Here is an 11,409-nt window from a genome sequence, read left to right as displayed (position 1 = left end):
TCATGAGGTCCTTAGCCGATTTCGAATTTAACAAAGTGCCGCTCTGCGATGGTATGATCCTGATTTCAGAGATGATCCGCGACGATTTTACGTCACAGTACGTTTACGCTGAACTGGAGAATCTGGTCAGCCTGGCGCGCGAAGAGATCAATCAGGCACGTCCGCAGGACTGGCAATTAGAGAAGCTGATTGAGCTTTTCTACGGCGAATGGGGTTTCTGCGACACGCGAGGCGTGTACCGCCTGTCTGACGCACTGTGGCTGGACCAGGTGTTGAAAAATCGTCAGGGCAGTGCCGTCGCGTTGGGCGCCATTTTACTGTGGGTTGCGCACGAGCTGGATATTCCACTGGTGCCGGTCATTTTCCCGACGCAGATGATTTTGCGGGCGGAGTGGCTGGACGGTGAGATGTGGTTAATCAATCCGTTTAACGGCGACACGCTGGATGAGCATACGCTGGACGTCTGGCTGAAAGGCAACATCAGCCCGATAGCTGAGCTGTTCAATGAAGATCTCGATGAAGCCGATAACGCCGAAGTGATCCGCAAGCTCCTGGATACGCTGAAGTCTGCGCTGATGGAAGAGCGTCAGATGGAGCTGGCCCTGCGCGCAAGCGAAGTGCTGTTGCAGTTTAATCCGGAAGATCCGTACGAAATCCGCGACCGCGGCCTGATTTATGCGCAGCTCGACTGCGAGCACGTGGCGCTGAATGATTTGAATTATTTCGTCGAGCAATGTCCGGAAGACCCGATCAGCGAGATGATCCGCGCGCAGATTAACGCGATCGCGCATAAACACATTACACTGCATTAATCTTAATTCCGATTCACACCTGAATAAGGCGATCCTATGAAACAAAAAGTGGTTAGCATTGGTGATATCAACGTGGCAAACGACCTGCCGTTCGTGCTGTTTGGCGGTATGAACGTTCTGGAATCCCGCGATCTCGCTATGCGCATCTGCGAACACTACGTGACCGTGACCCAAAAGCTGGGCATCCCGTACGTGTTTAAAGCCTCTTTTGACAAAGCCAACCGCTCCTCCATTCACTCCTACCGTGGCCCGGGCCTGGAAGAGGGGATGAAGATTTTCCAGGAGCTGAAACAGACGTTTGGCGTGAAAGTGATCACCGACGTGCACGAAGCGTCTCAGGCACAGCCCGTGGCTGATGTGGTAGACGTGATTCAGCTTCCGGCGTTCCTCGCTCGCCAGACTGATCTGGTAGAAGCGATGGCGAAAACCGGTGCCGTGATTAACGTGAAAAAACCGCAGTTCGTGAGCCCTGGCCAGATGGGTAACATCGTCGACAAGTTTATCGAAGGCGGTAACGACCAGGTGATCCTCTGCGACCGTGGTTCAAACTTCGGTTATGACAACCTGGTTGTGGATATGCTGGGCTTCAGCGTGATGAAGAACGTCTCTAACCAGTCTCCGGTGATTTTCGACGTGACCCACTCCCTGCAATGCCGCGACCCGTTTGGCGCCGCGTCTGGCGGGCGTCGTGCGCAGGTGACCGAACTGGCGCGCGCCGGTATGGCAACCGGCCTGGCGGGTCTGTTTATTGAAGCGCACCCGGATCCGGCTAACGCGAAATGCGACGGTCCATCCGCGCTGCCGCTGGATAAGCTGGAGCCGTTCCTGAAACAGATCAAAGCGATTGACGATCTGGTGAAGAGCTTCGACGAGCTGGATACCAGCAACTAATAAAAAAACCCGCTTCGGCGGGTTTTTTTATGGGGCATATTGCCGGGTGGCGCTGCGCTTACCCGGCCTACAAAACCCGTAGGCCCTGCAAGCGAAGCGCCGCTGGGCAAAAAGGCTACGCAAATATCGTCATCAGATACGCAATAAACAGCGCCATATGCGCCGCGCCGTTCAGCACATTGGTGCGGCCGGTGGAGAAGGATATCTGGCACAGCAGCAAGGATGCCACCATCACAATCATCTCTGGCGCACCCAGCGCAAACTGCAATTCATTTCCCGTCATAAAGGCAATCAACGTCACCACCGGAACGGTAAGGGAGATGGTCGCCAGAACGGAGCCGAAGAACAGATTCATCGCCCGCTGCACCTGATTATTGAGCACCGCTTTCAGCGCTCCCAGGCCTTCTGGCGACAGGATCAACAGGGCCACCAGGAAACCGGTAAAGGCGACCGGCGCGTTCAGTTCAGTTAACAGCGCCTCCAGCGGGTTCGCATTCATCTTGGTGACAGCAATAACGGCAATCAGATGCACGATCAGCCAAACCGTATGCCACGCGCTGCTGTGCGCCGACGGCTTACCGTGATGCGGGTCATCGTCGTCGCCGTCGTCTTCATGCTCGTAAACAAACAGGCTCTGGTGCGTTTTGGTCTGGATCAGCAGGAACACGCCGTACATCGCCGCGGAAATCAGCGCCACCAGCAGCGCCTGGCCGGTGGTGAAATTTGCACCCGGCAGCGCCATCGGGAACACCAGCACAATAATCGCCAGCGGGAACAGGGCGATCAGGTACTGTTTAATGCCAAAGAGGTTCATGTACTGGGTGGCAAATTTGCGACCACCTAATAAAAGTGAAAAACCGACCAGGCCGCCGGTAACAATCATAATGATGGAGTAGAGCGTATCGCGCATTAGCGTTGGCGCGGCGTCGCCGGTGGCCATTAATGCGGAAATTAAACTGACTTCAAGAATCACAACCGAAAGGCTTAAAATTAATGACCCATACGGCTCTCCAAGACGGTGGGCTAACACATCCGCATGGCGTACCACGCTAAATGCACTGGTTAAAATACCCACCAGAGCCAGAATATTGATCCCCACAACCACTGGCAATGACTGACTGCTTCCCCAGAAGAGCAGCACAGCCAGTGCCAGAACCGGGAAAATGAGAGAGGTCTCCTTGTGGCGGGTTTTTACCGCCTCGTGTGTTGCTGTCATGTGTTTCTCCAACAATGCAGGTGCTTGTAATTATAGATAGATTTTAAAGGTATTAAATTAACAGAAATCTGTTAAATACCCTGTATTTTTTACTTAATTTTACCCTTTATTATAATTTTTATGTCTGAGGCTTATAATGCCTTATCTCTGTTAAATATTAGTTTAATAACAATGAATTACATTTTTATATTGTTCATTTCTTTCTGTCGAGTGGCACCCTCGCGTATCGTCGTCCACACTTATCTTTTAGCCAAAAGAGAGGTTAACGATGCCATACAAATCGAAAAGCGAATTACCGGATAACGTGCAAAACGTATTGCCTGCCCACGCCCAGGATATCTACAAAGAAGCCTTTAACAGCGCCTGGGATCAGTACAAAGATAAAGAAGATCGCCGGGACGATGCCAGCCGTGAAGAGACGGCGCATAAGGTGGCCTGGGCCGCCGTGAAAAATGACTATGAGAAAGGGGACGATGATAAATGGCACAAAAAGAAATAGCCGCCAAATAACACGCTGCCTCCATTTTGACATTTCAGGCGGTTGACCTGCCGCTGTATTGCATCTGGCCCGCGAATTGCTTATCGTTGCTCAACTGCTGTTAAAATGAACAGCACAGAATGCCGGGAAGGCGAATTACAGATGTCGCAAGGAAGCATGCAGTGGCGGAGGTGGAATGTGTTAACGCGTGATTTCTTGATGAAGGCAGATTGTAAGACGGCATTTGGTGCTATTGAGGAATCGCTTCTGTGGTCGGCTGAACAACGTGCGGCGTCGCTTGCGGCAACGCTGGCCTGCCGCCCGGATGATGGCCCGGTCTGGATCTTTGGTTACGGCTCGCTGATGTGGAACCCGGCGCTCGAATTTGTTGAATCAGCAACCGGAACGCTGCCTGGGTGGCACCGCGCCTTTTGTTTGCGCCTGACCGCCGGACGTGGCAGCGCCTGTCAGCCTGGCCGCATGCTTGCACTAAAAGAGGGCGGGCGCACCACGGGCGTGGCATACCGGCTGCCGGATACCACGCTGGAAGATGAGCTGACGCTGCTGTGGAAGCGCGAGATGATCACGGGCTGCTATATGCCCAGCTGGTGCAAGCTGGAACTGGATGACGGGCGCACCGTCAACGCGCTGGTGTTCATTATGGATCCGCGCCACCCGCTGTATGAAGCCGATACCCGAACCCAGGTGATTGCCCCGCTGATTGCCGCCGCCAGCGGACCGCTGGGCACTAACGCCCAGTACCTTTTCTCGCTCGATCAGGAGCTGACGCGTCTCGGTATGCAGGACGACTGTCTGAGTGAGCTGGTGGTGAAGGTGAAAGCGCTGCTGGAAGGGAACCCGCTCAGCAATACGCTGCGGCCGGGTTTTGCCTGATAATACGCCCGGCTGACCGGGCGTTTACGGTTATGCCGCCACGTAACTTACGGAATGTTCGAGCGACTGGCTGTGGCTGTCGATCAGCACATCCCAGGTGCCGGTGTAAGGCACCGTCAGCCAGGCCTTATCGTCCTGGACGGTAAGGATATCTGCCTGCGATTGCTTCTGTCCTTTTGTACTCATCAGATGGATGCGGCAACGCTCTGAGCAACGCACCACTACCGTATCCCCGCCAAACAGTTTCAGACTCGTTTTAACTCGTGCCATTTTATACCCCGTCGTTTTTGCCCATCCCGAGCGTGATGTTGTTCACAATTTACTCATTGCATAACACCAAAGGGGCAGGGGTGGGATGCTGATTTCGATCAAAAAATGGCGCAACGATTAAACAAAAATGACAAAATCCCTGAAACCTTTCAGCGGACGCGCGTTTACCCTGCTTAACGCGCGCCCGGGAAAAATTATATGCGGAAATGGCCAGCGGTCTCAGCAAGGTCGCCTGCCTGGCTTTGCAGCGCGCTGGCCGCCGCAGCAGACTGTACAACAAGTTCGGCGTTCTGCTGCACCATGCGATCCAGGTGAGTCACCGCGTGGTTAATCTCATGGATCCCTTTCATCTGCTCGCGGGTGGCAATGGATATTTCACGCATAATGCCTGACACGCTCCCGACGCTGGCGCGGATCTCATCCATGCTGTCGCCCGCAAGGTGCACAAACCGGGAGCCGGTTGCAACGCTTTCGGTGGTGGAATCAATAAGGGATTTGATCTCCTTCGCCGCCTGAGCACTGCGGCTGGCCAGGTTACGTACTTCCCCCGCAACGACCGCGAACCCACGGCCTTGCTCCCCGGCACGCGCCGCTTCCACCGAGGCGTTAAGCGCCAGAATATTGGTCTGGAAGGCGATGCCGTCAATGACGCTGGTGATATCGCCGATTTTCGCGGAAGCCAGTTCGATGGACTGCATGGTGCTGATGGCCTGAGCGACGACGTCGCCTCCGCGGGATGCGGCGGCTGAGGCCTTGCTCGCCTGTTCGTTCGCTTCTGCTGCCGACTCGTTTGACTGCGTAACGGAGGCCGTGATCTCTTCCACGGCGCTGGCGGTTTCGCGAAGGCTTGATGCCGCCTGCTCGGTACGCCCGGAAAGATCCTGATTACCTGCCGCAATCTCATGCGCGGCGTTTTTCACTGAGGCGCTGGCATCACGCAGCTGGACCATCACCACAGAAAGCTTATCGCTGAAGGCGTTAAACGCCTGCGCAATTTGCGCCACTTCATCGCCCCCCTTATCCGGCAGACGCTGCGACAGATCGTTAGTACCGTTGGCAATGCTGTTCATCGCGTCACGGATACCGGACAGCCGCTTAAGCAGGCGGGCAATCAGGAGGTGCATGAGGGCTCCGCTCAGCAGGGCGAGGATCGCCAGAGACAGTGCAGATGCTTTTAGCAATGACCGCATCCCGGCGGTGGCATCGCCGTTATCGAGCGCCACAACCAGCAGCCAGTGCGTCCCCGGTACGGCGGTGGCCAGGAACGTTTTTTCGCGTCCGTTAAACGTTCCGTCAACCAGGTTGCCGCTTTTCAGGGGGGCAAAATCGGTCCCTTTGATCGTCTCCGTAAAAGGCTTAAGCGTCAGCGCAGGATCGCTGCCGGCAATAACGGTGCCGTTGCTGTCCAGAAGCAGTCCGCTGCTGGCCGGAGTCGGGTGAATACCGCGCACGTTAGCCACCACGCTGTCCATCGCCACATCGCCCGCCACCACTGCTTTCAGGGCGCCTTGCTCTTTAACCGGTACCGCGAACGTCACCACCAGTTTCCCGGTGCCCGCGTCCACATAGGGTGCAGTCACTACCGGGCCATCAGCGCTGACGGCCTGCTGATACCACGGGCGAAGGGTGGGATCGTAATCAGCGGGTACCCCGGTTGGGTCAGAAAATTTAGCCGTTTTGCTGGCATAACCCACGTAGACGTTGGTGAATCCACCCGCCAGCGCAAGCTGTTTAAACACCGGAACCGGATCGTCGCTGAGCGCGACTGGCTGCGCCGAGGTGATGACGGTCATTTTGTTGTTCACCCAGTCGGCAATCGCCATGTTGTGGCTGGCGCTGGTGCTGGTCAGAATATCGCGCTGCGACTGCTGATTATCCTGGCGCGTGACCTGAAAGTTGATAATGGTATTAAGAAGAAGGGCGACGACCAGACAGCCTGTCGTCGCGGCAATGATGCGGGCGCGAATGGATCTGAACATAAGTGTAATACCTGCTGTGTTGTTTCCATGCCTATCGGCAACGGTGCAGGTAAACTTGATGCTGAAACCGCGTCCATAAGAAAATAATATTTTTAGCGGGTTATTATTAAAAAGTTAATACTTTATCGGCGGAAAGCGTCCATTCAGCCAGCTCCACCAGCGTACCAATTTCCACGCCATCAATCAGCGGCAGCCCGGTAATGCCGCGCCCGTCGGTACAGGTTTTGCACAGTTTGACCGGAACGTTTTGCGCGGTCAGGATCTCCAGCATTTGTTGAATGTTGTAGCCCTCTGCGGGTTTCTGCCCCTTCAGCCCGGCCGTGACGGCATCGGACATCAAAAAGAGGCGCAGCTCCAGCTCACTCTCCTTATCGCGCAGCGCGATTGCCAGGCGCAGGCTGTTAAAAAGGGATTCACTGCCGTAGGCCGCACCGTTGGCGACGATCACAATCTTCTGCATGTTGACTCCTGTTCTTTGAAAAGGCACGAATATTGCTTCTCGTACCGAAGAATACGTATCGGGGAGAGAAACGATGACGATAGTGGCTGGCAGTTCCCCTGGCGCAACCGAATGGTTCCAGCGTGCGAGAATGTTGCGCGAGGAACAGCTCGGCAGACTGGCGCAGCTGGGCGCACTGGTGAACGGCATCAGTCGACTGGTGCATATGCTACAGTGCGAGCGCGGTGCGTCAAATGTCTGGCTCTGCTCGCAGGGCAAATTGTACGCGCCTGAATGCAAGGCCAGCAGGGCCCTGGTGGATGAAAACCTCGCCGCATTGCACCGTCTGTTTAACGAACCGCTGCCGGGCAGCGCCCTGTGCGAACGTATTGCCAGCGCACTGCACGGCCTTGAGACGCTAACGGTGCTGCGTGATGGCGTTACAGGTCAACGCGTCACCGCGCCGCAGGCGATGGAACACTACAGCCGCATACTGCGTCATTTGCTCAGTATCGTACCTCAACTCAGCGACAGCATTGACGATCCGCACATCGCGGGCCGATTTGTGGCCCTTTACAGCCTGATGCAGGGCAAAGAACTTGTGGGACAAGAGCGGGCGCTGGGGGCTATTGGTTTCACCCAGGGATTCTTTGACGATGAAACCCGCCAGCGGCTGGTGGATCGCATTGATGGCCAGCAGGCCTGCTTTGAGGTTTTTATCTCCCATTGCACTCCAGACGTGCAGGAGACGTTTATCCTCAACTGCCAGCCGGGTCTGGAGACTGAAAAACTCAGGCGTGAAGCGTGCACCCGCCAGCCTCCGGCAGATAACGGCGATACCGCCCTCAAATGGTTTGCCCTGCAAACCACGCGCCTTGAGCACCTGCGCACGCTGGAGGAGGTGGCAATTGCCGATCTGATGACGGCGGTTGAGGAGCGCCGCTATAGCGAAAACCTGCACTCAGACGATGAACACGACGATATCCTGGCGCGATTTCCGGATAAACCGCTGCTGCCGCTGGTGCGCCAGCAGGCGCGTGAAATTGAGCAACTCTCCCGTCAGCTTGCTTCCCTGCGCGACACGCTGGAGGAGCGTAAGACCATCGACAAAGCCAAAAGCGTGCTGATGACGCACCAGAACATGAGCGAGGAGCAGGCGTGGACCGCGCTGCGCAAAATGGCGATGGATAAAAACCAACGCATGGTGGATATCGCCCGTGCGCTGCTTACGGTGAAAAATCTGTGGAAGATACCCCCTGGGGAGTAGTTGCACAGTCAGTGGGCATTTTATGCCTGATTGAGGTGCGTAAAACAGCGCTCTTCTTGCAGAAACCCCGTAACGCCGGGGATGAAAAGCTGGCATTACCTTTGCATTAACAGATTAACCATTTTCGACGATGCGCCAACGGCGGTGCATGCGTCTTCGGGATAAAGGCGTCCAGCGGTGCTTCAGCACCGTCGGGCGCTTTTTTTTGCCTTTTTTCAGGAGCAATTATGGCGGATTTGTCGAGACGGCGGTTATTGCAGGCCAGCATGCTGGCGAGTGGTGCGATGCTGTTGCCGGGTGTCATGCAGGCCGCATGGGCGGCGGGGTCAGATAAGCCGGAGCAGGATACCGTGCGTATCGGGTTTATCCCCCTGACCGACTGCGCACCCGTGGTTATCGCGGCCCTGAAAGGGTTCGATAAAAAACACGGCATTACCATTGTACCTACCAAGGAGGCGAGCTGGGCGGCGGTGCGCGACAAGCTGGTGGCGGGCGAGCTGGACGCTGCGCACATTCTTTACGGCCTGCTGTACGGTCTGGAGCTGGGTATCGCGGGCAAGCCGCAGCAGATGGCGAACCTGATGACCCTCAACCAGAACGGTCAGGCCATTACGCTCTCCAGCGATCTGGCGGAGAAGGGCGTTCGTGACCTCGACGGGCTGAAAAAGCTGATTGCGCAGCAGGCGCCGGGAACCTACACCTTCGCGCATACCTTCCCGACGGGAACGCACGCCATGTGGCTCTACTACTGGCTGGCCAGCGCGGGGATTAACCCGTTTGACGACGTGCGCACCGTGGTGGTGCCGCCGCCGCAGATGGTGATGAACATGCGCATTGGCAACATGGTCGGGTTTTGCGTCGGCGAGCCGTGGAACGCGCGGGCGATTAACGACCGAATCGGGTTTACCGCCGCCACGTCGCAGTCCATCTGGGCCGATCACCCGGAAAAAATCCTCGGCACCCGACGCGACTGGGTGGCGAAAAATCCGCACACCGCACGGGCGCTGGTGAGCGCCGTGATGGAAGCCGCGCGCTGGATCGAGGCGTCAGCGGAAAACAAACGCGAAACCGCGCAGATCCTCTCGCGCCGCGCCTGGCTCAACTGCAAGGAACAGTATCTCACCGGACGCATGCTCGGCGAGTACGACAACGGGGTCGGTCAGCGCTGGCAGGATGCGTACCCGATCCGTTTCTTCAACGAGGGTGCCGTGAGCTATCCGTATCTCTCCGACGGCATGTGGTTCTTAACCCAGTTCCGCCGCTGGGGCTTGCTCAACGCCGCGCCAGATTACGCGGGCATTGCACAGCGCATTAACCAGACCGCGGTCTGGCAGGATGCCGCGACCGCCGTGGGCGGCATGTCCACACCGTCATCACCGTATCGCAGCAGCACCCTGATGGACGGCACCGTCTGGAACGGCACCGATCCGGAAGGGTACGCCAACCGCTTCGCCATTCACCGTAAAGGGGCCTGAGTATGCAGCATCTGCAAAATACAAAACCACAAGAGACGTCAGAGAGCGGGGAAGTGATTGTCCTGCCTCCGCTACAGGTTCGCCGTCGTACGCCAGCGTTTACGCGTCGGATGAATGATTTTTTACAGCGCGTCATCCCGGCGCTGCTCGGTCTCGGCCTGCTGGTGGTGCTCTGGCAGCTGGCGGCGATAAACAGTAAAGGCTTTCCGACGCCGCTCAGCACGCTTGATTCGGCCATGACCCTGTTTGCCGATCCGTTTTATCGCGACGGGCCAAACGATATGGGCATTGGCTGGAACGTGCTGGCGTCGTTGCAGCGCGTCGCCATCGGCTTCGGTCTGGCAGCGATGGCGGGCATTCCGCTGGGCTTTTTGATTGGCCGCTTCACCTTTTTCTCGCGCATGTTCAACCCGCTGATCGCGCTCCTGCGTCCGGTCAGCCCGCTGGCCTGGCTGCCTATCGGCCTGCTGCTGTTCCAGAAAGCGGAGCCTGCATCGAGCTGGACCATTTTTATCTGCTCCATCTGGCCGATGGTGATCAACACCGCTGAAGGGGTACGCCGTATTCCGCAGGACTACCTCAACGTGGCCCGGGTGTTGCAACTCTCAGAGTGGACCATCATGCGCCGCATTCTTTTCCCCGCCGTGCTGCCTGCGGTGCTGACCGGGGTACGTCTTTCCATTGGCATTGCCTGGCTGGTGATTGTCGCCGCCGAGATGCTCACCGGAGGTTTAGGCATTGGATTCTGGATCTGGAATGAGTGGAACAACCTCAACGTCGAAAACATTCTCATCGCCATCGTCATCATTGGCGTGGTCGGGTTGCTGCTGGAGCAGGGGCTGATGCTGATCGCCCGTCGCTTTAGCTGGCAGGAAAAATAAGGAGTGAAGATGAAACCGTTAATTCAGGTCCAGGCCGTGAGCCAGCGTTTTTCCACCGCCAGCGGCGAGTTTCTGGCGCTGCAAAACGTCTCTTTTGATATCCACGAGGGCGAAACCGTCAGTCTGATTGGTCACTCCGGCTGCGGCAAGTCGACGCTGTTAAACCTGATCGCCGGGATCACGCTGCCGACGGAAGGCGGGCTGATTTGCGACAACCGCGAAATCGCCGGGCCGGGGCCCGAGCGCGCGGTGGTGTTCCAGAACCATTCGCTGCTGCCGTGGCTGACCTGCTTCGACAACGTGGCGCTGGCGGTGGATCAGGTCTTCCGTCACACCATGAGTAAGGCCGAGCGCAAAGCGTGGATTGAGCACAACCTCGACCGGGTGCAGATGGGCCACGCGCTGCATAAGCGCCCCGGGGAGATCTCCGGCGGTATGAAGCAGCGCGTCGGGATTGCCCGGGCGCTGGCAATGAAGCCGAAAGTGCTGCTGATGGATGAGCCGTTTGGTGCGCTCGATGCGCTGACGCGTGCCCATCTTCAGGACTCGGTGATGCAGATCCAGCAGGCGCTGAACACCACCATCGTGCTCATCACCCACGATGTGGACGAGGCGGTACTGCTCTCTGACCGCGTACTGATGATGACCAACGGCCCGGCGGCCACCGTGGGTGAGATCCTGCGCGTCGATCTGCCGCGCCCGCGCAACCGGGTGCAGCTGGCGGATGACAGCCGCTATCACCACATGCGCCAGCAGATCCTCCATTTCCTCTACGAAAAACAGCCGAAAGCGGCGTAATGAGGGGGC

12 protein-coding genes are annotated in these 11,409 nt (G+C 57.0%); 8 read left to right on the top strand and 4 right to left on the bottom strand.

What is annotated here, in order from left to right:
- Window positions 1–2: 2 nt before the first annotated feature.
- The gene (gene sirB1, locus ACJTMZ_RS02465; RefSeq protein ID WP_006810913.1) at window positions 3–812 is read left to right on the top strand and encodes an invasion regulator SirB1; all 810 of its coding nucleotides are present in this window, start codon (window positions 3–5) and stop codon (window positions 810–812) included.
- A 36-nt stretch (window positions 813–848) separates the two neighbouring features.
- Window positions 849–1,703, top strand: coding sequence for a 3-deoxy-8-phosphooctulonate synthase (kdsA, locus tag ACJTMZ_RS02460; RefSeq protein WP_003856671.1), 855 nt, complete (start codon window positions 849–851; stop codon window positions 1,701–1,703).
- A 115-nt stretch (window positions 1,704–1,818) separates the two neighbouring features.
- On the opposite strand, the gene chaA is transcribed toward kdsA, so the two are convergent.
- The gene (chaA, locus tag ACJTMZ_RS02455) at window positions 1,819–2,919 is read right to left on the bottom strand and encodes a sodium-potassium/proton antiporter ChaA (RefSeq protein WP_003856672.1); all 1,101 of its coding nucleotides are present in this window, start codon (window positions 2,917–2,919) and stop codon (window positions 1,819–1,821) included.
- 268 nt (window positions 2,920–3,187) lie between these two features.
- Between chaA and chaB the strand changes: the two genes are divergently transcribed.
- The gene (chaB, locus tag ACJTMZ_RS02450) at window positions 3,188–3,418 is read left to right on the top strand and encodes a putative cation transport regulator ChaB (RefSeq protein WP_003856674.1); all 231 of its coding nucleotides are present in this window, start codon (window positions 3,188–3,190) and stop codon (window positions 3,416–3,418) included.
- A 177-nt stretch (window positions 3,419–3,595) separates the two neighbouring features.
- A complete protein-coding gene (locus ACJTMZ_RS02445) occupies window positions 3,596–4,291 on the top strand; it encodes a gamma-glutamylcyclotransferase (RefSeq protein WP_017384255.1) in 696 nt (231 codons plus the stop codon).
- A gap of 30 nt (window positions 4,292–4,321) precedes the next feature.
- Here ACJTMZ_RS02445 and ACJTMZ_RS02440 read toward each other — a convergent pair whose 3' ends face one another.
- The 3 genes from ACJTMZ_RS02440 to ACJTMZ_RS02430 form a co-directional block, all read right to left on the bottom strand.
- Complete coding sequence (locus tag ACJTMZ_RS02440; RefSeq protein WP_015570352.1) at window positions 4,322–4,561, bottom strand: hypothetical protein; 240 nt, start codon at window positions 4,559–4,561, stop codon at window positions 4,322–4,324.
- 194 nt (window positions 4,562–4,755) lie between these two features.
- Window positions 4,756–6,540, bottom strand: a complete 1,785-nt coding sequence (locus ACJTMZ_RS02435; protein WP_047365554.1) for a methyl-accepting chemotaxis protein — start codon at window positions 6,538–6,540, stop codon at window positions 4,756–4,758.
- Window positions 6,541–6,646: 106 nt separating this feature from the next.
- Window positions 6,647–7,000 carry a DsrE/DsrF/TusD sulfur relay family protein gene (locus tag ACJTMZ_RS02430; protein WP_015570354.1) on the bottom strand — a complete coding sequence of 118 codons (354 nt, stop codon included), beginning with the start codon at window positions 6,998–7,000 and terminating at the stop codon, window positions 6,647–6,649.
- A 73-nt stretch (window positions 7,001–7,073) separates the two neighbouring features.
- On the opposite strand from ACJTMZ_RS02430, the gene nasR reads away from it, so the two are divergent.
- The 4 genes from nasR to ACJTMZ_RS02410 all read left to right on the top strand — a co-directional run bounded on the left by nasR (window position 7,074) and on the right by ACJTMZ_RS02410 (window position 11,400).
- Entirely contained in the window at window positions 7,074–8,246 is a 1,173-nt protein-coding gene (gene nasR, locus ACJTMZ_RS02425) for a nitrate regulatory protein NasR (RefSeq protein ID WP_032671626.1), read from the top strand.
- Between the two features lie 227 nt (window positions 8,247–8,473).
- Entirely contained in the window at window positions 8,474–9,721 is a 1,248-nt protein-coding gene (locus ACJTMZ_RS02420) for a CmpA/NrtA family ABC transporter substrate-binding protein (RefSeq protein WP_126340111.1), read from the top strand.
- A 2-nt stretch (window positions 9,722–9,723) separates the two neighbouring features.
- The gene (ntrB, locus tag ACJTMZ_RS02415) at window positions 9,724–10,602 is read left to right on the top strand and encodes a nitrate ABC transporter permease (protein ID WP_015570358.1); all 879 of its coding nucleotides are present in this window, start codon (window positions 9,724–9,726) and stop codon (window positions 10,600–10,602) included.
- A gap of 9 nt (window positions 10,603–10,611) precedes the next feature.
- Entirely contained in the window at window positions 10,612–11,400 is a 789-nt protein-coding gene (locus ACJTMZ_RS02410; protein ID WP_015570359.1) for an ABC transporter ATP-binding protein, read from the top strand.
- Window positions 11,401–11,409 lie beyond the last annotated feature (9 nt).

It is taken from the genome of Enterobacter sp. DN (assembly GCF_046054285.1).
In the GTDB taxonomy this organism is placed as follows: domain Bacteria; phylum Pseudomonadota; class Gammaproteobacteria; order Enterobacterales; family Enterobacteriaceae; genus Enterobacter; species Enterobacter hormaechei_C.
Note: the sequence above shows the minus strand (reverse complement) of the source record. Positions and strands in the feature narration are given on the sequence as shown.